Source organism: Streptomyces alboflavus (assembly GCF_000716675.1).
Lineage (GTDB): Bacteria > Actinomycetota > Actinomycetes > Streptomycetales > Streptomycetaceae > Streptomyces > Streptomyces alboflavus.
The window spans coordinates 120,898-145,236 of record NZ_JNXT01000009.1 but is presented as its reverse complement, the minus strand read 5'-3'; the positions used below and the strand labels follow the sequence as shown (position 1 = coordinate 145,236).

The 24,339-nt window shown below is 72.2% G+C and carries 25 protein-coding genes and 1 pseudogene; 12 read left to right on the top strand and 14 right to left on the bottom strand.

Annotated elements, in window-relative coordinates; all coding sequences use genetic code 11:
- The first annotated feature begins 223 nt into the window (after positions 1 to 223).
- On the top strand, positions 224 to 967 hold the full coding sequence (locus OO63_RS09845) for a polysaccharide deacetylase family protein (protein ID WP_031192412.1): 744 nt from the start codon (positions 224 to 226) through the stop codon (positions 965 to 967).
- Here the strand turns inward: OO63_RS09845 and OO63_RS09840 are convergent.
- The 5 genes from OO63_RS09840 to OO63_RS09820 form a co-directional block, all read right to left on the bottom strand.
- Positions 919 to 2,172: an LCP family protein gene (locus OO63_RS09840; RefSeq protein ID WP_078619051.1), complete on the bottom strand. Its 1,254-nt coding sequence runs from the start codon at positions 2,170 to 2,172 to the stop codon at positions 919 to 921. The genes OO63_RS09845 and OO63_RS09840 overlap by 49 nt on opposite strands.
- The gene (locus OO63_RS09835) at positions 2,169 to 4,223 is read right to left on the bottom strand and encodes a bifunctional polysaccharide deacetylase/glycosyltransferase family 2 protein (protein ID WP_248782204.1); all 2,055 of its coding nucleotides are present in this window, start codon (positions 4,221 to 4,223) and stop codon (positions 2,169 to 2,171) included. The genes OO63_RS09840 and OO63_RS09835 overlap by 4 nt, the downstream gene beginning before the upstream one ends.
- Positions 4,224 to 4,267: 44 nt before the next feature.
- On the bottom strand, positions 4,268 to 4,681 hold the full coding sequence (locus tag OO63_RS09830; protein ID WP_157853977.1) for a hypothetical protein: 414 nt from the start codon (positions 4,679 to 4,681) through the stop codon (positions 4,268 to 4,270).
- A 374-nt stretch (positions 4,682 to 5,055) separates the two neighbouring features.
- The gene (locus tag OO63_RS09825; RefSeq protein WP_031192415.1) at positions 5,056 to 6,483 is read right to left on the bottom strand and encodes a helix-turn-helix domain-containing protein; all 1,428 of its coding nucleotides are present in this window, start codon (positions 6,481 to 6,483) and stop codon (positions 5,056 to 5,058) included.
- An 89-nt stretch (positions 6,484 to 6,572) separates the two neighbouring features.
- Positions 6,573 to 8,198, bottom strand: a complete 1,626-nt coding sequence (locus OO63_RS09820; protein ID WP_234335443.1) for a class I adenylate-forming enzyme family protein — start codon at positions 8,196 to 8,198, stop codon at positions 6,573 to 6,575.
- 316 nt (positions 8,199 to 8,514) lie between these two features.
- Between OO63_RS09820 and OO63_RS09815 the strand changes: the two genes are divergently transcribed.
- On the top strand, positions 8,515 to 9,612 hold the full coding sequence (locus OO63_RS09815) for a MerR family transcriptional regulator (RefSeq protein ID WP_031192417.1): 1,098 nt from the start codon (positions 8,515 to 8,517) through the stop codon (positions 9,610 to 9,612).
- 95 nt (positions 9,613 to 9,707) lie between these two features.
- Here OO63_RS09815 and OO63_RS09810 read toward each other — a convergent pair whose 3' ends face one another.
- Positions 9,708 to 10,268, bottom strand: a complete 561-nt coding sequence (locus OO63_RS09810) for a hemerythrin domain-containing protein (RefSeq protein WP_030363726.1) — start codon at positions 10,266 to 10,268, stop codon at positions 9,708 to 9,710.
- A 58-nt stretch (positions 10,269 to 10,326) separates the two neighbouring features.
- Positions 10,327 to 10,746 carry a CBS domain-containing protein gene (locus OO63_RS09805; protein WP_030363725.1) on the bottom strand — a complete coding sequence of 140 codons (420 nt, stop codon included), beginning with the start codon at positions 10,744 to 10,746 and terminating at the stop codon, positions 10,327 to 10,329.
- Between the two features lie 257 nt (positions 10,747 to 11,003).
- Here OO63_RS09805 and OO63_RS09800 point away from each other — a divergent pair, with 257 nt between their 5' ends.
- Both OO63_RS09800 and OO63_RS09795 read left to right on the top strand, forming a co-directional pair.
- On the top strand, positions 11,004 to 11,210 hold the full coding sequence (locus OO63_RS09800; RefSeq protein ID WP_030363724.1) for a hypothetical protein: 207 nt from the start codon (positions 11,004 to 11,006) through the stop codon (positions 11,208 to 11,210).
- A 108-nt stretch (positions 11,211 to 11,318) separates the two neighbouring features.
- A complete protein-coding gene (locus OO63_RS09795; RefSeq protein WP_031192418.1) occupies positions 11,319 to 13,142 on the top strand; it encodes a thiamine pyrophosphate-requiring protein in 1,824 nt (607 codons plus the stop codon).
- A 142-nt stretch (positions 13,143 to 13,284) separates the two neighbouring features.
- Here the strand turns inward: OO63_RS09795 and OO63_RS09790 are convergent, their stop codons facing one another.
- Entirely contained in the window at positions 13,285 to 13,611 is a 327-nt protein-coding gene (locus OO63_RS09790; protein WP_030363729.1) for a hypothetical protein, read from the bottom strand.
- Positions 13,612 to 13,680: 69 nt separating this feature from the next.
- Positions 13,681 to 14,277, bottom strand: coding sequence for a type 1 glutamine amidotransferase domain-containing protein (locus tag OO63_RS09785; RefSeq protein WP_031192419.1), 597 nt, complete (start codon positions 14,275 to 14,277; stop codon positions 13,681 to 13,683).
- A 300-nt stretch (positions 14,278 to 14,577) separates the two neighbouring features.
- Here OO63_RS09785 and OO63_RS09780 point away from each other — a divergent pair, with 300 nt between their 5' ends.
- From OO63_RS09780 to OO63_RS09765, 4 genes are all read left to right on the top strand, one after another.
- A complete protein-coding gene (locus tag OO63_RS09780; RefSeq protein WP_031192420.1) occupies positions 14,578 to 14,823 on the top strand; it encodes a DUF6479 family protein in 246 nt (81 codons plus the stop codon).
- Between the two features lie 265 nt (positions 14,824 to 15,088).
- Entirely contained in the window at positions 15,089 to 16,555 is a 1,467-nt protein-coding gene (locus tag OO63_RS09775) for an aminotransferase class I/II-fold pyridoxal phosphate-dependent enzyme (RefSeq protein ID WP_031192421.1), read from the top strand.
- 30 nt (positions 16,556 to 16,585) lie between these two features.
- Positions 16,586 to 17,095, top strand: a complete 510-nt coding sequence (locus tag OO63_RS09770) for a DUF6328 family protein (RefSeq protein ID WP_033263981.1) — start codon at positions 16,586 to 16,588, stop codon at positions 17,093 to 17,095.
- A gap of 197 nt (positions 17,096 to 17,292) precedes the next feature.
- Positions 17,293 to 18,132 (top strand): fibronectin type III domain-containing protein, encoded by an 840-nt coding sequence (locus tag OO63_RS09765; RefSeq protein ID WP_031192422.1) that lies wholly within the window; start codon positions 17,293 to 17,295, stop codon positions 18,130 to 18,132.
- 214 nt (positions 18,133 to 18,346) lie between these two features.
- Here OO63_RS09765 and OO63_RS41415 read toward each other — a convergent pair.
- Positions 18,347 to 18,651: pseudogene (locus OO63_RS41415) on the bottom strand (winged helix-turn-helix transcriptional regulator).
- A gap of 94 nt (positions 18,652 to 18,745) precedes the next feature.
- Here OO63_RS41415 and OO63_RS09755 point away from each other — a divergent pair.
- The gene (locus tag OO63_RS09755) at positions 18,746 to 19,612 is read left to right on the top strand and encodes an NAD(P)-dependent oxidoreductase (protein WP_031192423.1); all 867 of its coding nucleotides are present in this window, start codon (positions 18,746 to 18,748) and stop codon (positions 19,610 to 19,612) included.
- A gap of 102 nt (positions 19,613 to 19,714) precedes the next feature.
- Complete coding sequence (locus OO63_RS09750) at positions 19,715 to 20,017, top strand: hypothetical protein (RefSeq protein ID WP_030363714.1); 303 nt, start codon at positions 19,715 to 19,717, stop codon at positions 20,015 to 20,017.
- A gap of 76 nt (positions 20,018 to 20,093) precedes the next feature.
- Here OO63_RS09750 and OO63_RS09745 read toward each other — a convergent pair whose 3' ends face one another.
- Positions 20,094 to 20,585, bottom strand: coding sequence for a peptidylprolyl isomerase (locus OO63_RS09745; RefSeq protein ID WP_030363713.1), 492 nt, complete (start codon positions 20,583 to 20,585; stop codon positions 20,094 to 20,096).
- A 385-nt stretch (positions 20,586 to 20,970) separates the two neighbouring features.
- Between OO63_RS09745 and OO63_RS46305 the strand changes: the two genes are divergently transcribed.
- A complete protein-coding gene (locus tag OO63_RS46305) occupies positions 20,971 to 21,177 on the top strand; it encodes a hypothetical protein (protein WP_030363939.1) in 207 nt (68 codons plus the stop codon).
- 71 nt (positions 21,178 to 21,248) lie between these two features.
- Here the strand turns inward: OO63_RS46305 and OO63_RS09735 are convergent, their stop codons facing one another.
- The gene (locus OO63_RS09735) at positions 21,249 to 21,671 is read right to left on the bottom strand and encodes a DUF6463 family protein (RefSeq protein ID WP_031192424.1); all 423 of its coding nucleotides are present in this window, start codon (positions 21,669 to 21,671) and stop codon (positions 21,249 to 21,251) included.
- A 130-nt stretch (positions 21,672 to 21,801) separates the two neighbouring features.
- On the opposite strand from OO63_RS09735, the gene OO63_RS09730 reads away from it, so the two are divergent.
- Positions 21,802 to 22,434 (top strand): TetR/AcrR family transcriptional regulator, encoded by a 633-nt coding sequence (locus OO63_RS09730; RefSeq protein ID WP_031192425.1) that lies wholly within the window; start codon positions 21,802 to 21,804, stop codon positions 22,432 to 22,434.
- Between the two features lie 107 nt (positions 22,435 to 22,541).
- Here OO63_RS09730 and OO63_RS42120 read toward each other — a convergent pair whose 3' ends face one another.
- Both OO63_RS42120 and OO63_RS09720 read right to left on the bottom strand, forming a co-directional pair.
- Positions 22,542 to 23,471, bottom strand: coding sequence for a CU044_5270 family protein (locus tag OO63_RS42120; protein ID WP_051810712.1), 930 nt, complete (start codon positions 23,469 to 23,471; stop codon positions 22,542 to 22,544).
- Entirely contained in the window at positions 23,468 to 24,193 is a 726-nt protein-coding gene (locus OO63_RS09720) for an RNA polymerase sigma factor (protein ID WP_031192426.1), read from the bottom strand. Before OO63_RS09720 ends, OO63_RS42120 begins: the two co-directional genes overlap by 4 nt.
- Positions 24,194 to 24,339 lie beyond the last annotated feature (146 nt).

Genomic DNA, 24,339 nt, shown 5'->3' with positions numbered 1-24,339 from the left:
CACTCCAACGAGTCATACATGTATGCCTATCGGCCAGTCGAACCGCGAGTCCGCGCCAGCGGCCCGTGCGGCACGGAGAAGCGGAGGATGCAAGTCCGAGTCGGCCGCGTCTCCGCGCACGGGCGACCTCGGCGCTTCCCGTGCCGGAGCGCCGCCGGGACCACCCGGTTGCGCGGCACGGCGTGCACGGGCGAGGGCTCTGGCGCCCGCAGACTCACGCACCATGGACTCCACACGACGGGCCGTCCTGGCAGGGTTGTTGGCAGCCACGGGTCTCGTGCCCCTGGCGGCGGGGCGGGCCGCGGCCGCGGGCCCCCACCCGCCGGACTCCCTGCTTGGCAGGGAGATCCGCCGGCTGCCCACGGCACGCGAGGTGGTGGCGCTGACCTTCAACGCGGCGTGGGACGAGCGGGGCGTCGACGTGGTCCTGGCCGAGCTGCGGCGCCGACGCCTGGCGGCGACGTTCTTCCCGACCGGGGAGTACGCCGAGGCCCACCCCGCGGCGGTGCGGGCCATGGGCGCCGAGCACGGCCTCGGCAACCACTCCCACAGCCACCCCTCTTTCGACGGCCTGAGCACCGCCGCACGCCACCGGCAGGTGCGCCGCGCCGACGCGGCGATCCGGGCCGCGGCGGGGACCGAGCCGCTGCCGTTCTTCCGCTTCCCCTACAGCTCCACCACGACCGCGTCGGTCGCCGACGTCAACGCTCTCGGGTACGCGGCGATCGAGTTCACCACGGACACCAACGGCTATCTGGGGCCGGGCCGCGGCATGACCGTGGAGCGGGTGGTCGAGCGGGCCGTCGACGCCCTCGCGCCCGGCGCGATCATCCAGATGCACGTGGGCAGCAGCACCGGCGGGGTCGTGCTCGACGCCCAGGCGCTCCCCCGGATCCTCGACGCGATCGGGGCGGCGGGCTACGGGGTCGTGGACCTGCGGGAGTTCCTGGTGCCGGAGCAGTCCTGAGGGGCGACTGCCCCGGCTCGCCGTCCGGCGGGGCGGTCCCTGCCGCCCCGCTCGCGCTGCCGGGACGTCTCCCCCGTCTCCGTCACGGGCCGGTCGTGCCGCAGGTCGGCGAAGAGGCGGGCGGACCGCTTCGCGTCCCACTTCAGGACGTTGCCCTTGGAGGTGGGGACGCCGATACCGGACACGGGGACGTTGATCTGCTTGCCCTTCCCGCCCGCGACACCCTGCACGGCGCGGAACATCGTGGCGAGGTCGCGCAGGCTCATGTCCTTGTCGACGATGAGGGTGTCGAGGCCGGCCCGCAGGGCGGGGCCGATCTCCGTCGGGTCGAAGAGCGTGCCGGGGCGGGCGGCCTGGTGGGCGAGGGTCGAGAGGAACTTCTGCTGGTTCTTGGAGCGGCCGAGGTCGCCCTCCCGCTCCTGGTGCCGCTGGCGCACGAAGGCGAGTGCCTGCCGGCCGTCCAGGGTCTGGCAGCCCTTGCGCAGGTCGGCACCCGACTTCTTGTCCTTGATGTCCCGGTCCAGACACATGCGTACGCCTCCGATGGCGTCGACGATGTTCACGAACCCGGCGAAACCGATCTCCGCGTAGTGGTCGATGCGCAGGCCGGTGTTCTTCTCGACGGTGTGGACCAGGAGTTCGGGGCCGCCGTAGGCGAAGGCCGCGTTCAGCTTGTCGCCCTCGGGGTGCTTCATCTTGCCGGTGAGGGTGTCGAGGCGGCCCGGCACGGTGACCCAGGAGTCGCGCGGCAGGCTCACCATGCTGGTGCCGTGGGCGCCGGTGTGGAGCAGCATCATCGAGTCGGTGCGCCGCCCGCCGCCCCCGCCCGCACGCAGATCTTGCACGTCGCCCTCGGAGAGCCCGTCACGGCTGTCTGAGCCCACGATGAGGTAGTTGGTGCCCTCGCCGGGCGGCGGCCGGTCCCCGTACGCGCCGAGGTCGACGTCACGCCGGAGCCGGGTCTCGGCCCATCCGTACGCGCCGCCCGCCGCGACGACGACCACGGCGAGGAGGACGAGCAGGGCCCGCCGCAGCCGTCGGCGCTTCCTCTTCGGCTGGCGGGCGTGGGCGCGCCGGGGGCCGTAGCGGGAGCTGGGGCGGTCGGTGAAGCGCTGAGCCGGATCGGGCGCGGTGGCGTCCTCCAGCGGGCCGGGCTCCCGCGCGGGCGGGCAGTCCCCGGCCCGCTGGTCGAGCGGGTCTGTCATGGTCGGCTCCCTTGCAGGCTCCGCCGCGTCTCGTCGGGCGGCGCTTCGAGCAGATACGGGTCGGCGGTCCCCGCGCGCTTCATGCTGTGCCACTTCAGCCGCGTTCCGAGCAGTGCCGTGGTCACGGAGTGGATGACCACCAGGTACATCAACTGCCGGTAGACGAACTGCTGGAGCGGAAGCACCCACAGCACGCGCAGCCGTTCACGGTCGAGCCGCAGCGCGTACGCGGCGGTGACCAGCTGCACGGAGAGGAACCCGAACCAGACGAGGGCAGCCTCCACGGGGTCGCGGAACAGCGCCCCGAACAGCGCGAACATGTCGACGACCGGCGCGCACAGCGGAAGCACGATCTGGAACAGCGTGACGTAGAGCAGCACCCGGCGGCCGAAGCGTCCGGCGGGGCCGACCTCCACCACCGCGCGCCGGTGCTTCCACATCGACTGGAGGGTGCCGTAACACCAGCGGTAGCGCTGGCGCCACAACTGCCTGAGGGTGCCCGGCACTTCGGTCCAGGCGACCGCCGACTGTTCGTACACGACGCGCCAGCCGGCCCGCCAGAGCGCCATCGTGAGGTCGGTGTCCTCGGCGAGGGTCTCGTCGCTGACACCGCCGACGCCCATCAGCGCGTCCCTGCGGAAGGCGCCGATCGCCCCCGGCACCGTCGGCATGCACTCCAGGACCTCGAACATCCGCCGGTCGAGGTTGAAGCCGAGCACGTACTCCAGGTGCTGCCACTTGCCCATCAGACTGCGCCGGTTGCCGACCTTGGTGTTGCCGCTGACCGCGCCGACCGCCGGGTGGGCGAGCGGCTGGACGAGGCGGGCCAGGGCCTCCGGTTCGAAGATCGTGTCAGCGTCGACCATCACCACGATGTCGTACCGGGCGTGCGCCAGGCCGGTGTTGAGGGCGCTCGGCTTGCCGCCGTTGGGCTGCCGGATCACCGTCACGCGCGGGTCGGCGTCGGCGATGGACTCGGCGATGTCGGCGGTCGCGTCGGTGGAGCCGTCGTCGATCACGATGATCTGGAAGTGCGGATGGGTGGAGGCGAGCAGCGAGTACACGGTGGAGGCGATACCGGCCTCTTCGTTGTACGCGGGCACGAGCACCGTCACCGGGTCCCGCACTTCGCGCAGCCGTGGCGCGCCGGGACGGTACCGGTGCAGCCTGCGCACGTGGAGCCGGGCGAACACCGTGAACAGGAGCATCCGCAGGACGCCGAGCGTGCCCGCGAGGGTCAGCGTCCACACCATCACGGTGAGGAAGGCCTGCCCGAGCTTCTTCGACCAGATCAGACCCGCGCCCTTGACCTCGTCGGCGACCGGGACCGCGTCGACGAACGAAGGCCGCCCGAGTCCGCCGCTGATGGTCGTGAACCGCTGCACGCGGCGGTCCCGCAGCAGGTCCTGCGCCTCGCGGTAGCCCAGGTCGGTCTGGCTGTGCTGCGACACCAGGCCACGCCACGGCTTGCGGTCCTTGTAGTCGGACGCGACCACCAGGTACCCCTGCTCGGCGGCGCGCTTCGCCGCGGGCCACTGGGGGCCGCAGAGCGTGTCCGCGGCCGTGGTGTGCGGCAGCAGCAGCAGCCTGGTGTTGACACCCGCGGCGCCTGCGAGGGCGGTCTGCGTGAGCGACAGTTCCAGGCGGGCGCGCAGCGCCGACGCTACGCCGAGATCGCCGCCGCTGTAGGTGTACGAGCCGATCTCGTGGCCCTCGTACAGGATCCGCCGCAGCAGCTTCGGGTGCCGGGCGGCGTCCTTGCCGTAGACGAAGAAGGTCGCCCGCGCCTGGTGTCTGCGCAGCAGGTCGAGCAGGCGCGGCGTCCACACCGGGTCGGGCCCGCCGTCGAAGGTGAGCGCGACGGTACCCGGCGGCATGGCCGCGGTGGTGACGCCCTTCGGGCCGAACCGGAGCAGCGGCTTCCCGTCGTCCGCCGCGCGCGGGATCGGCCGGGTGCACGGCGGCTTGGTGCGCGCGGCGTCGACCTGGTGGGTCGTCCAGCCCTCGAAGAGGAGGGTGACGGCGACCACCAGCAGGACGAGGAGGAGCACGAGCCAGTGTCCGCGCGGCGGGCGGCGGACAGCGGCGCCGCGCCTCACTGCCCGGGGCCTCCGGCCGGGGGTCGAACGGATCTGCCGGAGGACGGGCGGCGGTGGCTGTCGCGGTCCGCGTGGGCGTCGGTCCGCCCCGACGCGTCGGAGCGCTGCGCCCGCTTGCCGGTGTCGGGTCCCGCGGGCACCGACTCGTTCGTGCTCGGCGGCTGCGTGCCGACGGGCCGCAGCAGCCCGCTCATCAGCGTGCCGACGAACAGCAGATACCCGACGCAGGCGCAGCTCACGACGACCGCGACCCCTTGCAGGGCCCGTCGGCGCCAGCCCGACTCGTCGATGAACACGGGCAGTTGCGGGTCGGCGGCCCGGGGGTGCCGCGTCACCGGGGCCGCGTGCGGCGTCGCCGCCTCGTACGGCACGCGCGGTGTCGCGGCCTCGTACGGCACGCGCGGCGTCATGTCACGGCCCGTGGGCCGCGCCCCGCGCGCAGGGGGTACGGGCGACGAACGCCCGTCGTGCGGTGTGCTGGCTATGTGGGGGATGCCCTGCACTGGTGCTCCTGATCTGCGGCCGCGCACGCGCGGCTCTTTGTGTGGGGGGTACGGACCCGGGGGCCCGCAGTACTGCCCGTGAGACGTCGGGAGCCGCATCCCGGTGCCCGGCGCGCACGGAGTCCTCCCGCACGCGCGCACGCCGGGGCCCGTCCCGGGTGGGGCCGGGACGGTCCCGTACGCATCTGCCCCCGCAAGGGCCGGGAGGCCAGGACGCGGCCGTCAGCCGTCACGCAGCCTCCGACCCTACTCGGGCACCCCGGTGACTCGGCAACAGGCCGTCACCAGGCGTTCCTCCCGCCGACCCGGAGCCATTCGCCCGCACCTCCCCACTCGTACGTGGGGCGCCCCCGCACACCGCTGGTGCGGAACGGCTTGCCCTGGTCGTCGATGCGGAGCGTGCCGTGCCGGTCGCCCTGGGACCACTCCACTTCCAAGTACCAGCGGACGTCGTGCTTCTCGGCGCGGCCCGTGACGTAGAACACCAGCGGGTCGCTCTCGCTGACCTTGTACGGGAAGTCGTCCTGGTCCGCCCTCGGCGTGAGGCGCGGCGCCGCGGCGTCGAGGTCGACGGAGAAGTACTTGGTCTCCACCACCTCGCCGCAGCCGGTTCCGACGAGAAAGTTGTTCCAGGCGGGCGGTGCGCCGGTGGACCGCACCCGGACGTTCATGCCCTTCACGACGACCGGCTCCTCGCCCGTGCCCTGCACGGTGACCTCGACGTACTGCTCGCGGGCCGAGACGGCGCCGAGTTCGCCCACCCAGGCGGGCACGTCCTGCCGCGCGGGCATCGCGGGCACCTTGTCCGGCGCGCGGTTCACCAGGAAGCTCTCGACGCAGTCGTCCTCGTATTCGTAGGCGTACGGCCTGGTGCGCGCCGTCAGGGCGGCGCCCGGGGCCTCGCCCTCGGGGTCGCCGGACGCGGGACCCTTGCCGTCGCCCCGGGAGGCACCGAGCGGCGGGCTCCCCGTCCGGGAGGCCGGGCCGGAGGGTGCGACCTTCACGCCCACCCCGGGGGACTTGCCCTCGTCCCGGGGGCTGTCCTCGCCCTCGGGGTCCTTGGGCGGATTCGTCTCGTGGGACGTGCCCTTGCCGTGGGGCTCGTCCTTGTCGGCGCTCTTTCCCGTTGGATCGGACGGCTTGGGGCTCAGGTCGGGCGGGGCCGTGGGCCCGGCGATCCGGCGGCTCTTGTCGTCGTCGGCGCCGTCGTCACGGCCGCCGTTGAGGGCGAGGGCGAGGGAGCCCACGGCGACGACCACGGCGACGGCGGCCGCGAGGACGAGGGTGCGGCGCCTGCGCGCCGGGGGCGGTGCGGAGCCCGGGCCGGACAGGGTCTCGGCGTCGGGCTCCGGGGCGCTCGACCCGGCGGGGTGCGGGCCGTTCGCGGGTCGAGGAGGGCGCGCGGGCCGCAGGGCGTCCTCGGCGTCGGACGAAGGAGCCGCCGCGGCTTCCGCTCTCCGCCCCCGGTACTCGTCCGCCAGGACCCACCGCCGGTGCACCTCCACCAGCTCCTGCGGCGTCGCACCGCAGATCCGGGCCAGGCGTTCCACCACCGCGAACTCGGTCGGCACCGCCTCGCCGTTGCAGTACCGGTGCAACGTCGACGCGCTGAGGGGAAGCCGCTTGGCCAGCACTCCGAAACTGAGCCCGGACCGCTCCTTCAGCTCTCCCAGCAGCTCCGCGAGCGACTCCATCCCCACCTGCCCCATTCCGTCATGTGTTCCAGGACCGAGACGTTACGTGGCTCGGGCGCAGTTCCCGTCGGCCCGACGGGCCGGGCGGCCGGTGGGGCACCCCGCTACGGCGCGCCCACCGCGTCACCCGTCCACGCGGCCCGCAGCGCCTTCTTGTCCACCTTGCCGACCTTGGTCGTCGGCAGCTCGTCGAGCAGGACCGTCTTCCGGGGTGTGTACAGCTCCCCCAGCTCCGCGGTCACCGCCGCGCCGACGGCCGCCGGGACGACGTCCGCGCCCGCGGCCGTGGCCAGGAAGATCTGCACGGCCTCCCCGAACTCCTCGTCCGGCACGCCCAGCGCCGCCGCGTTGCGCACCCCGGGCAGCGTGAGCAGGAAGTCCTCGAGGACCCGGGAGTAGACGTTGTCGCTCGTGCTGCCGGTGACGATGATGTCCTTGGCGCGGTCGACGAGATAGAGGTAGCCGTCGGCGTCGAGGTAGCCGATGTCCCCGGTACGCAGCCAGCCGTCGTGCAGGGCCTCCGCGGTGCGCGCCGGGTCCTCGTAGTAGCCGAGCATCACCGTCTCACCCCGGACGCACACCTCACCGACTCCTCGGACGGGCAGCGCCGCCGCGCTGTCCGTGTCGCGTATCTCGATGTCGGTGCCGGCTATCGCGCGACCGCAGCTGCGCCACAGCTCGGGCCGCCGGGCTCCCTCCGAGGCGAGCTCCTCCGCGCCGAACGAGGCGATGCCGAGCGCCTCTGACTGCCCGTAGCCCTGGCTGAGCACCGGCCCGAAGACCTCGACCGCCTGCTGCAGCCTGCTGGGCGAAGAGGCCGCGCCGCCGACGACGATCCGCCGCAGCGACGGGAGGACGCCCGGCACGCACTCCGGGTGGTCGAGGAGGGCGTACAGCATCGGCGGCACGAACATGGTGGCGGTGATCCGCTCCGCACGCAGCGCCGCGAGGGCCGCGCCCGCCTCGAACTCGGGCAGCACGACGAGGGCGGACCCCGTCACCAGCGCCTGGATCGAGGTGAGATGGCCGCTGCCGTGCGTGAGCAGGGTGGCGGTGAGCACCCTGTCCGTGGCCGGGTCCATGGCGGGGAAGAACGCGGTGCCGGAGTCCTCGGGGTCGTCGGCCACCGGCTCCAGGAGCATCTCGTAGGGCCGGTGGCTGTGGGCGGCGAGCTTAGGGCGGCCCAGGGTGCCGCCGGTGTAGAGGACGGTGACGGCCTCGTCCGGTCCCGGGGTCGGGACGGCAGCGGGGCGCGTCGTGGGGCACTCGGCCGCCAGCGACAGCAGGTCGGCGCACTCCTGCTCGCAGGGGCCGAGGCTGAGCAGCGCGGGTGCGTGGACGCTGCGCCCGGCGGCGTCGGCGGCCCGTCGCGCGAACATCGGATCGGTGACCACGGCGCGGGCCCGGGACTGCTCGACCAGCGCGGCGAGTTCGCCGGGCCCCGGCTCGGGCGGCAGGAACACGACGCGGCAGCCGATGAGATGCACCGCGAGCTGCACCAGGACGGAGTCCACGCGGTTCGCCAGGAACAGCCCCACGCCGTCGCCGGGTTGGAGCCCCTGCCCGCGCAGCGCGTGCCCCAGACCGAACAGCCGCCGCCGGGCCTCCCCTCTGGTCAGCCGCTGCGTCCCCTGGACGAGTGCCTCGGCGCCCTCGTCCTCGTACCAGTGCTCCAGAATCCGGTCCACGTAGGTCCGGGGCGTGGCGATGTCCTGCGAGTCAGCGATCATCAACACATGCAAACACGCCGCTCAGGGGCTTTTGCCCCACAGGGGCCACCTTCGGCCATCATCGGACGTCACATCATGCCCATGCCGAGCCGGAGATTCCGCATCCGCGGCTCAGCGGCGCACCCGAGGGAGCGCGCGGGACGCCCCGCATCATGGCGAGGAATCGCTCCCAACTGTGTGAGTCATACAACAATCCTCGGCTGTCGGTGTCGGGGGAACCCGCCCGTCGGCTGCGCCTCTTGCAGCCGCGAAGCAGGCCCTTGACCCTCACGTGACGTCAGGCCGCATAGTCGGTGCCGTGGAAGATCACTGGACTGTGGGACACGTGGCCGAGCTGGCCGGCGTGAGCGTGCGCACGCTGCATCACTACGACGCGATCGGGCTGGTACGGCCGTCGGCACGGACCGCCGCCGGGTACCGGGCCTACTCGGCGGACGACGTGGAGCGGCTGCGGGAGGTACTGGCGTACCGGCGACTGGGATTCGGGCTGCGGGAGGTCGCCGCGCTGGTGGACGACGCGTCCGTCGACGCGGTCGCGCACCTGCGCCGGCTGCGCGGCCTGCTCCTAGAACGGCGCGACCGCGCCGACGCCATGGTGACCGCCATCGACAAGGAACTTGACGCGCGGGCGAAGGGACTGAAGGTGACGCCGGAGGAACAACTGGAAGTACTCGGTGCACGGCTGTACGACGCGATCGGCGGCGCCTACCCCGCGACACGGCGTACCGATCCGCGCATCGCCGCACAGATCTGGGACGCGCTCGGCGACGCGCGGACGGTGCTGAACGTCGGGGCGGGCACCGGTTCCTACGAGCCCGTCGACCGCGACGTGACCGCGGTGGAGCCGTCGGCGGTCATGCGGGCGCAGCGGCCCGCCGACGCGGCGCCGTGCGTGTCCGCCGCCGCGGAGCGCCTGCCGTTCGAGGACCGCTCCTTCGACGCCGCGATGGCCGTCTCCACCGTGCACCACTGGGGCGACCCCGTCGCGGGCCTGCGCGAGATGCGGCGCGTCGCCCGGCGCGTGGTGGTGCTCACCTTCGACACCGACGAGCCCCGCTGGCAGGACCGGTTCTGGCTCACCCGCGACTACCTGCCCGAATTCACCGACGTCCTCGCCGACTTCCCCTCGCTCGCCGCAATGGCCGCCGCGATCGGCGCCCGCACCGAGCCCGTACCCGTCCCGTGGGACTGCGCCGACGGCCTGTTCGAGGCGTACTGGCGCCGCCCGGAGGCGTACCTGGCGGACCACGTCCGCCGCGCGATGTCTGTATGGACGAGGGTCGGCCCGGAATCCGAACGACGCGCGGTCCAGAGCCTCCGCGCCGACCTGCGCTCCGGCCGGTGGGCCGACCGCAACGGCTACCTCGCCGACCGCGAGGCGGCGGATCTCGGGCTGCGTCTGCTCATTGCCTGAAACGAGCACAGGCCCCGCGTCATGGCCTGAAACGAGCACAAGCCCCGCGTCATTGCTCGAAGCGAGCACAAGCCCGCGCCGTCTCGCGGCCGCGCTCAGCCCTTGCCGCGCCCCGTGAGCAGGTCGCGGGCCCGGTCCACAAGCCCCAGGCCGGGGCTGAGCAGTTTGTTGCCGGGCGGGGTGGACGGGGTGGAGGGGTGCGGGCGCGTGGGGGCCGTCTTCTTCGCGGTGCGGACCTTGTCGCCGAGGTCGTCCAGGGCCTCGGGCGTCCATGCCGCGGTCAGCAGCGGGAACAGCCGGGTCTCCTCGTCGCGCATGTGCTCGCTCACGTCGAGTTTCAGCTTGGCCACCAGGTGGTCGAAGTCCGGCTCCTTCGCGTGGAGGCCTTCGAGGTCCTTGAGGAGCTGTTCCACCCGCGCGTGGTCGGCGATCTCCTTGTCCGCGATCTTGTCCCCATCGGGGATGTGCTCGCGGACCGCCGGGTACAGGTGGGCTTCCTCGGCGACGGAGTGGCGTACCAGCTCGATGGTCAGTTCGTCGGCCAGCTTCCGGTGCCGCTCGTCGCCGACCGGCTGGGCCTCGATCATCGCGAAGAGTTCTTCGACTTCGCGGTGGTCGATGGTGAGTTCCGTGATCACGTTTCCGCCGTGCCCCATGGCAGGGCTCCCTTCACTGTGACTGGGTGTGGTGTGGTGCGCTTCCGCGGCCCGGCCGCTATCGGTTGGGCTTCGCCGCGCTGATGTCCGCGAGCGCGGACTCCGGGTCCCGTTCGACGGCCAGGTCGCCGAGGGCGACGATGCCCACCGCCCGGCCGCCGTCGACGACCGGGACCCTGCGGACCGAGTGCTCACGCATCCGTTCCGCCAACCGGCTGAGGTGCTCGTCCGGGCCCGCGGTGACCACCGCCTCGCTGCACACGCCGACGGCCGTCGTCCGGTCCGGGTCGGCTCCTTCGGCCAGCACCCGCACCACCAGGTCGCGGTCGCTGACCAGCCCGCGCAGCTCGTCCCCCTCCGTCACGAGGACGGCCCCGACATCCTCGTCACGCATGAGGCGGGCCACCTCGCGCACCGAAGCGAGCGGTTCGACGGCGACGAGTGTGTCCGTCATGATGTCGCGCACTTGCTGGGCCACAGTGCCTCCTTCGGCAGGTTCCGGCGGTGTCCGCCACCGCCGCACGGCCCGGGTACCCGAGCCGACGCGCTCCATCCACGTCGCCGGAACGCCCGGCTCCGTCCACCCCCCTCGGCCCGGACCCCGCGAACGGGAGAGCCGGACGGCGGCGGACTTCGGCGGGAACCCCGCCGCGTAGAAGGCCACGGCCCGGGCACCCGGGGGCCACACGCACCGGCCGGGTCGGTCTGGTCGGCCGAAGGAACAGGTGGCAACGGATGGGCTGGATGAAGGCCGCGTTCAAGCGGGTGCTGGGCCGCAAGAAGGAGGCTGACGGCATCGCGCTGGGCGACGAGCGGCTACGGGCCGAAGGACAGCGCGAGAAGCAGCGACAGAGCCACGACGGGCGGGCAGCGGGCCGCGGCACGGGCGGCCACGGCGGCCACGGCGGCAACGGCGGCAACGGCGGCAACAAGGACCGGTAGCCGTTGGTGCCGCCGCAGCGGTGCGCCGCGCGAGATCCCCCCGCGCCCGGCCCGGCCCAGCCCTGCCCGGACGCCAGCACCTCAGCACCCCACCGGAAGGTCAGCACCATGTCGACGAAGGTCTCCGACCACATCCTGGAGCGGCTGCGCGCCTGGGAGGTGGAGCACGTCTTCGCCTACCCCGGCGACGGCATCAACGGACTGCTCGCCGCCTGGGGGCGAGCGGACAACAGGCCCGAGTTCGTCCAGGCCCGGCACGAGGAGATGTCCGCCTTCCAAGCCGTCGGCTACGCCAAGTTCTCCGGCCGCGTCGGCGTGTGCGCCGCCACGTCGGGGCCCGGTGCGATCCATCTCCTCAACGGCCTGTACGACGCAAAGCTGGACCACGTCCCGGTCGTCGCGCTCGTCGGCCAGACCGACCGCAGCGCGATGGGCGGCTCGTACCAGCAGGAGGTCGACCTGCTGAGCCTCTACAAGGACGTCGCCTCCGACTTCTGCGCGATGGTCACGGTCCCCGAGCAACTGCCGAACGTGCTCGACCGGGCCATGCGCACCGCCATCGCCCGCCGTACGGTGACGGCGGTCATCGTCCCCGCGGACGTGCAGGAGCTCGACTACTCCGCTCCCGACCACGCGTTCAAGATGGTGCCCTCCAGCCTGGGCATGACCCGGTCCGCACCGGTCCCGCCCGACCAGGACATCGAGCGCGCCGCCGCGCTGCTCAACGAGGGCGAGAAGGTCGCTGTCCTCATCGGGCAGGGCGCGCGCGGGGCCCGGCAGGAAGTCATGGAGGTCGCCGACCAATTGGGCGCGGGCGTCGCGAAGGCGCTGCTCGGCAAGGACACCCTGGACGACGACCTGCCGTACGTCACGGGTGCCATCGGGCTCCTTGGCACCCGGCCGTCGTACGAGATGATGCGGGACTGCGACACCCTGCTGGTGATCGGGTCCAGCTTCCCCTACACCCAGTTCCTGCCCGAGTTCGGCCAGGCGCGCGCCGTGCAGATCGACGTCGACCCGCACATGGTCGGCCTGCGCTATCCGTTCGAGATCAACCTGGTCGGCGATGCCCGCGAGACGCTGCGCCGCCTGCTGCCGCTCCTGCGGCCCGCCGAGGGCCACAGCTGGCGCAAGCAGATCGAGAGGAACACCGCCCGCTGGTGGGACGTCATGCAGCGGCGTGCCGCGGTCGGCGCGGATCCGATCAATCCCGAGTACGTCGCGCACACGCTCGACGAGCTGCTTCCCGACGACGTGATCCTGGCGGCGGACTCCGGTTCTGCCGCCAACTGGTACGCCCGCCACCTGCGGCTGCGCGGCGCGATGCGCGGCTCCCTCTCCGGCGCGCTCGCCACGATGGGGCCGGGTGTCCCGTACGTGATCGGCGCCAAGTTCGCGCACGGTGACCGCCCGGCGATCGCGCTCGTGGGTGACGGGGCCATGCAGATGAACGGCCTGGCCGAACTGATCACGATCGCCAAGTACTGGGAGCGGTGGGCCGATCCGCGCCTGGTGGTCGCCGTCCTCAACAACCAGGACCTCAACCAGGTCACCTGGGAGATGCGCGCCATGTCCGGCGCCCCGCAGTTCCTGCCCTCGCAGTCGCTCCCCGACGTCGCCTACGCCGACTTCGCCCGCTCGCTGGGCCTTGACGGCATGCGGGTGGAGAAGCCGGAGGCCGTGCGGGGCGCCTGGCAGGCGGCGTTGACCGCCGACCGCCCCTGCGTCATCGACTTCCGCACCGACCCGGCGGTACCGCCCATCCCGCCGCACGCCTCCCTCGACCAGATCGAGTCGGCCGCGGCCGCCGTCCTCAAGGGCGACAGCGACCGCGCCGCCATGGTCCGCCAGGGCTTCAAGGCCAAGGTCCAGGACATGCTGCCGGGCCGCCGCCACCGCGAGGACCGGCCCAGCGCGGCCGAGAGGCCTTGAGTGAGCGCAGCTCCGGCCCGCCTCGGGTCATCGCTGCGACGCTCCCACCGTGGTGGAACACGCGATGCCCAGCGAGGAAGCGGCACACGTCGATGGCCCGGAGAGCTCCGGCTCCTCACCCACTAGTGACCGAGGGCACTCACTAGTGGCCGAGGGCCTGCTTGAGTTCCCGCTTGTTCATCGACGAGCGGCCGTGGATGTTCTTCTTCTTGGCCTCCTCGTACAGCTGGTCGCGCGTGGGGCCTTGCGCTCCGCTGTGCGAGCGTTCACCGCCGCGCTGGTACGCCGACTTCTTGTCACGCGTCGACGTCTTGCTGGCCGTCTTGGACTCCCCCGCCCGCGCCCGCTCCTTGTTGACCGTCCGCGCGGCGATCTCCTTCGCACGCTCGGCGGAGGCCCCGCGCTCCTGCGCGCTCTCCTTGATGTGCTCGTACTGCCGTTCACGCTTCTTGCTGGATCCAGCAGGCATGACCCGTCCTCACTTCTGATCTGTGCTGTTCTGTTTCTGAGCCCCTCCCCCGGAGTCGCGGTCCCGGCCTCAGCGGCGCGCTTCGCCGGTGATCGGGACTTCGCCGGCCAAGGCCTTGGAGACCTCGCGCACGAAGTCGTCGAGGTCCTTCGGCGTCCGGGACGTGACCAGGGTGTAGCCGTTGGCGCTGTCGCTCACGACCGCCTCGTCCACCCAGCTCTTGGCGCCCGCGTTGCAGGCGTCCGTACGAACGGAGGGGTAGGAGGTCAGGGTCTTGTCGCGCAGCACGTCGGCTTCCACCAGGGCCCAGGGCCCATGGCAGATCGCAGCGATCGGTCGGCCCGACGTCGCGAATTTCTTGATCACCTCGAGAGCCTTGGGCTGCAGGCGCAGCTGGTCGGCGTTGATGGTGCCGCCAGGGATCAGCAGCAGCTGGTACGCGCCGGGGTCCACCGTCTCGAGCGTGGTGGTCGGCTCGACCGTCTCGCCGGCGTCCCGGTCGCCCACCAGTGTCGCGATGGGGTCCGAACTCACGGCTGCCACGGTGACGTCCGCGCCGTCTTCCCGTAGCCGGCGGACAGGCACCAGCAGCTCGTCCTGTTCGACTCCATAGTTGGTGACGAGCACCAGTACACGGTGGCCGTCGAGCGGCTTGTTGTCGGACATGCGATGCGCCTTCCTCTCGTCACGCGGGCCTCGTGAGGTGTCTGGTCCGTCCTCACGCCCGTCCTCGCACGCCCGTCCTCGCACTCCGGAGCGGATCACGCCCGGACGCCTCCGGCCCCGGCAGCCGGCTGTGCCTTGGACCCGTTCCTCAAGGGTGCGCCCTCGGGCACGCGAGCGCGCGTGGAGATACCCCGGTACCCCCTGCGAGCTTCCGCAATCACCACTCGGCGGCCGTCCGGTCCCGCGTTTCCCACTCGCCCGGCCCTGCGATTTTTGCCGACGATCGGGTACACCACCGGAATGCGTACTGACAGTCACACCGTCCTGGCCGCCTCCGGTGGCGCCTCGCTGGTCCTCATCATCGTCGGCGTCGTCGTGGTCGTCGGCCTCCTCGCCATGTTCGTCGCAGGCCGCCGCCGCGCCGCCCGCCGCACCCGAAGCAGCACACCCGCCCCCGGCACCAGGCCCCCGGGCGGCGAAGCGCAGCGAGGCGAGACCTGGCAGACCCCCGACGACGACCCCGACCAGGGAAACCCTCATCGCTGACAGGAAGCACGAACGGCGGAGCGCGCCACGGCCCCCGCCGGAGCCACGAACGGGCCCGCTACGGCAGTTCGTCCATCGCCGACCCGTACGCGCGAGTCCCCGCCGCCCGGACGCGCGGATACCATGCCCATGACCACCACGCCCTGGGAACCGCCGGACAGCGTCGGCTCGGCCTCCTCGCCGCAGCGGACGGCATCAGCGCTCTCCTGCCGAGCACGGAGTACCGCAGGTGAGAGCCACGCTCTCAGCAGGGAAGGCAGGCACCATGGCACTCGATCACTCACGGGCCCCCGTCGTGGAGGCAGTGGACGCTCATCGACGCCGGGGCATGCTCTCGTTCACACCGCCGGGGCACAAGCAGGGCGCGGGCGTGGATCCCGACGTGTGGCGCCTTCTGGGGCAGGAGGTCTTCCAGCACGATGTCCTTGCCTCCGGTGGCCTGGACGACCGGCGCACGCGGGGCGGGTACCTCCAGGACGCCGAGAAGCTGATGGCGGACGCCGTGCACGCGGACCACACGTTCTTCACCACCTGTGGCAGCTCCCTCTCGGTCAAGGCGGCCATGCTGTCCGTCGCCGGTCCCGGCGAGCAGCTCCTGATCAGTCGGGACGCCCACAAGTCCGTGGTCGCCGCGCTGATCCTGTCCGGCATCGAACCCGTGTGGATCGAACCGCGCTGGGACGACGAACGGCACCTCGCACACCCGCCGTCCGCCGAGGCGTACGCGGCCGCCTTCGCACGCGCACCCCGGGCCCGGGGCGCGCTGGTCACCAGCCCGACCCCGTACGGCGGCTGCGCGGACCTGCGCCGCGTCGCCGAGGTCTGCCACCGCCATGGGCGGCCGCTGATCGTGGACGAGGCGTGGGGTGCCCACCTGCCCTTCCACCAGGATCTTCCCGCCTGGGCGATGGACGCGGGCGCGGACGTCTGCGTGACCAGCATCCACAAGATGGGCAGCGGCCTGGAGCAGGGGTCCGTCTTCCACCTCCAGGGCGGCCTCGTCGAGCCCGAAGTGCTCAAGAACCGGGCCGACCTGTTGGGCACGACGAGTCCGTCGGTCCTCGTGTACGCGGCCATGGACGGCTGGCGCCGCCAGATGGCGCTGCACGGACACGAGCTGATCGGCCACGCCCTCGCCACCGCCGGTGAACTCCGGCGGGCCATCGAACAGATGGACGGCCTCCATGTGAACGACGCGCAGGACTTCTGCGGCCCCGGCCGCGCGGACGACCTCGACCCGCTGCCTGTGGTCGTCGACCTGTCCGGCCCCGCGCTCTCCGGCTACCGGGCCGCCGACTGGCTGCGGGAGCACCGCTCCATCAACGTCCACATCGCCGACCACCGCCGTATCAACGTGCAGATCACCCACGCCGACAGCCGGCGCACCACGGAGCCCCTGCTGCGGGCGCTCCACGACCTCGTGGACACCGCCGACGGCTGGGACAAGGCACCGGTCGTGGTGGTGCCGAGCTCCGACGGCCTGCGCATGGAACAGGCCTGCCTGCCCCGGGACGCCTTCTTCGCCCCGACCGAGGACGTCCCCGTCAAGCAGGCGGCGGGGCGCGTGGCCGCGGAGATGGTGACTCCCTACCCGCCGGGCATCCCGGCGATCCTGCCGGGCGAGCGTCTCACCGAACCGGTCCTGACCTATCTGCGGACCGGTGTGGCAGCCGGGATGCACCTCCCCGACGCCGCGGACCCCGCCTTCGGCACCGTACGCGTGGTCAAGTAGCCGCTGGGCGGCCGAGGCCGAGGAGGAACCGTGCCGCAGAACCACCCCCGGAGCGGGCGCGACGAGACATCCGACCAGCGGGCGGACCGGCGGTGGACGGACCTCATCCAGGAGATGCGGGTCGCGCTCACCGGCGTACAGATCCTCTTCGGGTTCCTGCTCACCGTGGTGTTCACCCCACGCTTCCCCGACCTTGCCACCACCGACCGGACGATCTACATCGTGACCGTGCTCCTCGGGTCGGCGTCGACGGGCGCCCTCATCGGACCGGTCGCCTTCCATCGCATGGTCAGCGGGCGCCGCATCAAACCACAGGCGGTGATCTGGGCATCCCGGCTCACCATGGTCGGCCTCGTCCTGCTGCTGTGCACCCTCACCTCCGCGCTCCTGCTGATCCTGCGCGTCGCGACGCACGACGTGATCGCGCCGGTCCTCGTGGCCGTCATCCTCGTCTGGTACGTGCTGTGCTGGTTCGCCCTGCCCTGGTGGGCGAAGAGGCGCTACACGGCCCCGACCACAAGGGCCGACGACGGGCAGTGACGCACCGTGCGGGTGCCTGGCGCGGCCTGGGCACCGGCCCGTGGAGCCCTGGTCGCCCTCGCGCGCCGCCTCCCACATCCCGGCCGTATACAGCTACAGTGCCTTGCCCCCACAGCACCAGCGACTCTCCCCCCACGACTGCTTCCCGTAACTCACGTACACCTGCCCGTAGTTCCACCGGAAAGGGAACGCCAGCCGTGTCTCAGCAGCACCGTCTCAGACCCGCAGTCATCGCCTCCGCGGCCGCCGTCGTCGTCCTCGCGCTCGGGTTAGGGGGCACCGCCGACGCCGCCGTACCGGACGCGGCCGCCAGCTCCGCCGGCCGTGTCGGCGACGATCCGGACCAGCCCGACAATCCCCTGTACGACGCTCCCGAGGGCTTCTCCGTCGCATCCGGGCGTGAGGCCGTCTCCCTGTCCTGGGGCACGCTCTCCGCGGCCACCGCCTACGAGGTGTACCGCGCGGAGGCCGAGGGCACCGGACCGGACGAGGTCGGTCCCTACGCGCTGCTCGCCACCGTGAGCACGGGTTCGTACGTCGACGGCGACGCCGACCCCGACGTCGAGTACGCCTACAAGGTCCGCGCCCGGGACAACGCCGGTCATGTCTCGCCGTACACCGAGCCCCGACGCGGCACCCGGGACACCGTCGCACCGTTCGCGCCGCGTGACCTCACCCGCGTCCGCGAGGACGAGCGCGGTGTGACGCTGACGTGGCGCAGCGGTGACTCGGACGCGGTGAAGTACGCGGTGTACCGCGCCGAGAGCCCGGGCGCCCACCGCACGAAGATCGGTACGACGACGTCGCTCACCTTCCGTGACACCAAGGGCGAGGCGGGTCTCACGTACGTGTACGAGGTGCGGGGCATCGACGCCGTCGGGAACGAGTCCGGGGCGTCGAACTCCGTGACGGGCACCAAGTCCGTCACGTCCGCCACCGCGCCCAAGGCCCCCACGGTCGGCAGCGCCACCTTGGCGGGCAAGCGGCTCACGCTGTCGCGACAGCAGAGCCCGTACGTACCAGTCTCCTCCGGCTGACGGGACGAGGGCCGGGAGGACGTCGTCCTCCCGGCCGGCGCCTGATACACGGTGATCGTCTGCTCGACGACGACGCCGCAGCCCCGCCACCCGGCGCCGACCGGTGGCGGGCACGCCCACGTCCGCCGGGGCGACCCGTCCGCGCCGGGCCTTGCGGACGTCACGGAGCGGCCGGGCGCGGGCCGGGACCACGTACCTGAAGGTACGTACTTGATCAAGGACCGGTGACCGGGAAGTCTTGTCGAGGCGCGCCAAGTCCGTCGTCCGATTCCGGCCCTGTCCTCGCGGCCAGGTGGTCCCGGCCCCAGGCCGAGAGCAGTTCGAGGAGTTCGTAGAGCTGTCGGCCCCGCTCGGTCAGTGCGTACTCGACCCGGGGCGGCACCTCGCCGTAGTCCTGTCGGTGCACGATCCGTCGGCCTGCAACTCGCGGAGCTGCTGGGTCAGCACCTTCTCGCTGATGCCGGTGACCAGCCGTCTGGTCTCCCCGAAGCGGCGCGGACGCTCGGACAGCGCCCACATGATGAACGACTTCCACTTACCCTCGAACACCCCGACGGCCACGCCCATCCCGCACGTGTGCGAATCGGTCACCGTCACGACCTCGGAGTTCCCCATGTCTGCTGCCCCCGTCACCGTTCTCGGCCTCGGCCCGATGGGCCGGTCCCTGGCCTCCGCGTTCCTGGCCGCGGGCCATCCCACGACCGTATGGAACCGTACTCCTGGCCGGGCGGACGGCTTGGTGGAGAGCGGTGCCGTCGAGACCGGGACCGCCGCGGAGGCGATCGCGGCGAGCGACCTCGTGGTGATCTGCGTCCTCGACCACGACGCCGTCCGCGCGGTCGTCACCCCGCACGCCGCCGCCCTCAAGGGCCGCACGCTGGTCAACCTCACCGCCGGTACCCCCGATGACGCCCGTGCGACCGCCGCGTGGGCGGACGCGCACGGCGTCGGCTATCTCGACGGCGCGATCATGGTCCCGACGTACCTCGTCGGCGGCCCGTCCACGCTGGTCCTGCACAGCGGCCCGGCCGACCTGTACGCGCGCCATCAGGTCACCCTCCAGGCCATCGGCGGCACCTGCGTGCACCTGGGCACCGATCCGGGCCACGCCGGGGCGCACGACGTAGCGCTGCTCGACATCTTCTGGACGGCCCTGACCGGCGTCGTCCACGCCTTCGCCCTCGCCCGGTCCGAGGGCGTCACCGCGTCCGATCTGGCCCCCTACGCCAAGGGCGTCACCGCGCTCCTGCCCGATGTGATCGACGCGTTCGCGGAGCAGGTCGACTCCGGGAGCTACCCCGCCGGGGGCTCCAACCTCCGCTCGGCAGCGGCGATCATGTCCCACGTCCGGGAGGCGTCACGCAGCCGCGGCGTCGACAGCACGGTGATCTCCGCCGCCCATGACGTCGCCCGCCGGGGCATGGCGGCCGGCTACGGGGACGACTCCTACGCCCACGTCGCCGAACTCCTCCGCGGCTGAACCCGCTGCCGTGCGGCGGTCGGGACGCTGTTCAGCTCGGCCTCGTTCAGTAGTGTGTCAAGTACCCCGATTCGGTGAGCGATCAGGGAGGGGATGAGGGCGATGAAGGTGCGCACCACGGGCCAACTGGCCGTCACAGGAGTCACCTTGACGGTCCTCCTGGTGGGCTCGCCACTGGCCGTGGCCGACGCGGGCGCCCAGGCCAAGCTCTTCACGGGCGGTGGTCGCGGGCCGACTGCCGCGGTGGCGATCGAGAGTGCCATCGGGGACGCGGAGGCATCGGCCGGGGCCGAGCAGCTCTACACGTGTGCGCTCGTCGGCGAGCCCCTGGTGTTCGAGAGCTTCAACGATCCGAACTTCGGCCATGTGTTCCGCGCCGAGGCGACCGTCAGCTGTACGCCCTGAACAGCTTCGGAGGGCGGCGGCGCCGTGGTCGGCGGCACCCGAAGGGCGCCGCCGACCTCCTGGCCGGACGCTGATCTCAGGCGGCGGTGCCGCTCGCCTTGATCACTACGTCGGAGCTCAGGGCGCCGCCGCGGGAGCCGAGGGCCTCGATCTGCTTGACGAGGTCCTCGCCCTCGACGACCTCACCGAACACGACGTGCTTGCCGTCGAGCCACGGGGTGGTGACGGTCGTCACGAAGAACTGGGAGCTGTTGGTGTCCGGGCCACGGTTGGCCATCGACAGCAGGAACGGCCGGTCGTGCTTCAGCGAGAAGTTCTCGTCGGCGAACGTCGCGCCGAAGATGCTCTTGCCGCCGGTGCCGTTGCCGTGCGTGAAGTCGCCGCCCTGGAGCATGAACTCCGGGATGACACGGTGGAAGGCCGACCCGGCGTAGCCGTAGCCGTTCTGGCCGGTGGCGAGCTCACGGAAATTGCGGGCCGTCTCCGGCACGACGTCGTCGAAGAGCCGGAAGACGATGCGCCCGGCGTCCTTGCCGTCAATGGTGATGTCGAAATAAACGTTCTGCATGGGCCCCATCCTTACATCAACCACTCCCCCACCGGGACGCCGCCATCACACAGCCGCCGACCTGCGGGTCCGCGGTCGCGACGACGCCATTCCGACGCGGATCCGAGGGTGAGTCCGAGGGCGAGGACGTACGTCAAGCAGGGGCGTCCGCCCCGGGCTCCGGCACCGTCAGGGCCCGGGCAGGTGCCCCTGTCGTCGCTGCGCTCGCCGCTGCGGGCAAGGCAGTTACCGCAGTGACCCGCAACGCGGACGCCGTCGTGGAGGGCGCACGCGTGGCGGCCGCCCGCTACTCCAGCGTGGAGGACCTGCCCCAGGCGTATCGCGGCGCCCGGCGATCACCGGACCGGACCTGGCCGAGGCGTTCGGCGCACACTTCGGCCGGCACGTGGACTTCGAGGCCATCACGCCCGAACAGATGCGGGTCTCCCTCGCCCCGGTGCTGGGCGAGGGGCCCGCCGCCGGTGTCGCCGGTCTCTACCAGGCCATGAGCGCCCTGCCCGACCACGCGATATCCCCCGAGAACTCCGCCCAGAAGCTCCTCGGCATCACCCCCCGGACCACACGCCAGTGGCTCACCGACATCGGCCTGTAGCCGACTGACCGCCCTGGCGCCGTGGAGCACGCCGCGCCACCGGCCGGGGGCAGCCCCACCAGGAGGCCGCGTCAGGGCGTCTCGTACCGCTCATCGAGGCCGACCTCGGGCGTGGGGTTGTCGCGGCGGGCGCGGCGGGCCCCGATCAGCAGCAGGGCGCACGCGAGCAGGAAGAGCGGCCAGGGCGTGAGCGGGAGGATCACGGCGTCGACGAGCGTCCAGGCCCCCAGCGTCCAGGCGATGAAGGCCGGCGGGGTGATGCCGCGGCGGTCCAGCCACAGCACCGTCAGGCCGATCAGGACGAGCGGTATGCCGAAGCTGTCCAGGCTCAGCCAGTACGCGCTGCCCGCCGGGCTCATGTCGGCGAGGTCCTCGTCCCACAGGCCGCCGCTGAACCAGGTCCCGGCATGGCGCGCGGCCTTCTCGACCGTCAGGGCGCCGACCGTGTGCGCGGTTCCGTACAACGTGATGATCCAGCCAGCCCACTTGATCATCGGAACTCTCCGTTCTCGTCGCGAAGCCGCACAGGGCGGCTCCACCACGGCCGCCGCCGCCCGGCGAGGGTCTGCGCAACCGTGATTCCGATACCGTAGTTTCGATACTCTCGTTCCGTATAGTGCAGGCATGACCGTGGGAAGGCAACGGGGTGGACGCCCCCGAGACAGTCGCGTCGATCACAAGATCCTGCAGAGCACGCGTGAACTGATCGACGAAGTCGGCTACCCGGCCCTGACCGTCGACCAGGTCGCGGCACGCGCCGGGGTGGGCAAGGCGGCGATCTACCGCCGCTACGCCTCCAAGGCCGAGATGGCGTTCGTCGCCACCATGCACGAGCAGCAGTTGCCTCCACCGGCCGACACCGGCTCCTTGCACGGGGACCTGCTGGCGCTGGTCCGCGCGTTTCACGTGCGCATGGCCGCCCCGGCAGCCCGGCAGCTGGCACCGGCCCTGATCAGTGAACTCGCCGTCAACCCCGAACTGGACACCCGGTTCCAGGACACGTTCCTGGCCGCGGAACAGGCGGCCTTCGCCGACATCGTCGACCAGGCTGTGGCCCGCGGTGAGCTGGCCGGACCCGTCGACCCCGCGATGGCCCACCTGCTGCTGCTCGGCTCCCTGGCGTCCGCCCTGTACGTCCTGAACCTGCCCGTCGACGACGCGATGGTCACCGACCTCGCCACCGCCGCCACGGCAGGGATCATCGCCCTGGCCGACCGGCACCACGGCGACCCCGGCGGAGCCGCCGAGCCGGGCTGACCCCCCGTGGTTGCCCCCGGCCACGTGTGCGCCACGCGTCGGCCCCGGGGCACCGCGCGGCGCGGTGCCCCGGGGCCGGTGGTGCAGCCACGGCGTCGTACGGGCGATCAGTCGGCCGGGTTCTGCCCCTTGCGGTCGACCACGGTGACGTCGAGGAGCGCGACGTCCTCCGAGCCGAGGTAGGTGAGCTTCTTCTCTTCGAAGACCCAGACCTTTCGGTCATCGCCGTCGCCGAAGGCGAGCCCCACTCCGGGGCGGCCGGACGCGTCCTTGGCGTCGTCGACCACGGTGATGCCCGGGATCCGGGCGGCAGCGCGGTAGAGGGTGGCACCCACGTCGGGCAGCAGGGTGGCCCCTTCGAGCATGCTGCCGATCATCTCCAGGGCGGCTTCCTCATGGGTGGGGCCCTGGCCCTCGGTCTCCGACCAGACCTTGTCGTACAGCGCGCCGGGGTCGGTGGGCAGGGCCTGCAGCTCCCGGTACGTGGTGGCGTTCGGGTCGGCCTGGATCCGCATGTCCGTGGTGCCCTTGCCGGAAGGGCCGGACAGGACGGTAGTGCGGGCGAGCCCGTCACGCCGACCGTCGACGGCGTGCCAGTCCGCGCGACGGAAGCGGTCCAGGCCCTCGTCCGTCAAGTCGTCGGTGCCCTGGATGAGGGTGTAGACGTACTGGTCGTCCCGTACAGGGGGAGCGTTCTTGGCGGCGGTGACCTTGGCGATGCGGTCGAGGAGCGCGACGGCTTCCGAGTCGGTGGCGGGCCTGGCCTCACCGTCGCCGCCGACGGTGAGGACGGTGGTGAGGACGGCGGCGGCCGTGACGGGTACGGCCAGCAGGGCCACCGTCCGCCGCAGCCGCCGGGGCGGGACCCGGCCGGAGCCGGGCGGGGTGGGAGCGGGAGTGGGACTGGGAGCGGGGGCTTCCTTGGTGATCTCCTGCATGAGATGGGCCTCCATCTGCGTCATCCGGTCGCTCGACAGGGCCGGGGCACCGGGGCTCGGCAGCAGCCCGGCCAGCTCCTGGCGTTCTGTGGGATTCATCGGTCTCTCTCCTGTGCCGACCGGGCCGTCGCGGCTCGGTCATCCGGTTCCTGTCCGCGGGCGGGGAGGCGTCTCGTTCTTCCGTCGGGCATGTCCCTTCCGGCCGGTGCTCCGGTACGGCGCGCCAGTTCGCTCTCGGCCAGCCGCCGCAAGCGCTGCCGGGCGCGGGCGAGCCGGGAACGCACGGTGCTGACCGGCACCCGCAGGGCCACGGCGGCGTCGGCGTAGCTCAGCTCGGACCAGACGCACAGCGCGAAGACCTCGCGTTCGCGGGGCCGCAGTTGTCGCAGGGCGGCCGTGGCGGCGGCGAGGCGTTCGGTGTCCTCGATGCGGCTGATCAGGGTGTCGGCGAAGTCGGGCACCGTCCCGGTGCCGGGCCGTCGCTCGGGGAGGCGATCGAGGGCTGCCCGGTGCCGCCGGGCCGCGCGGCGGGTGTTGCGCAGCACGTTGGTGGAGATCCCGAACAGCCAGGCCCTCAGGCCGTCGTCGTGGTCGTCGTGGTCGTTGTGCGGGGCGCGTGCGGCGAAGCCGTCGTCGTCGAGGAGTTTCTCCCGCAGCCGCCAGGCCTCCAGGAAGGTCAGCGAGACCACGTCCTCGGCCGGGCCCGGATCACCGAGCCACCGTGCGGCGTGAGCGTGCACGGCCTGCGCGTGCTGCCGGAAGAGGTGGGCGAACGCCTGGGCGTCACCGGCTCGTATGCGAGCGCGTAGGGAAAGGTCCACGTCGCCTCCTGTCCGCCCGCCGCGGACCGTCTCGGTGACGTGCGTCACGGCGGACTCGGCGGCCGCCCACCGGTCACCTCGCCCCGAGTGAACAACGCCGCGGACCGCTACGCCCAGGCCGTTTCGGCTTCCGGTCCGGCAACGAC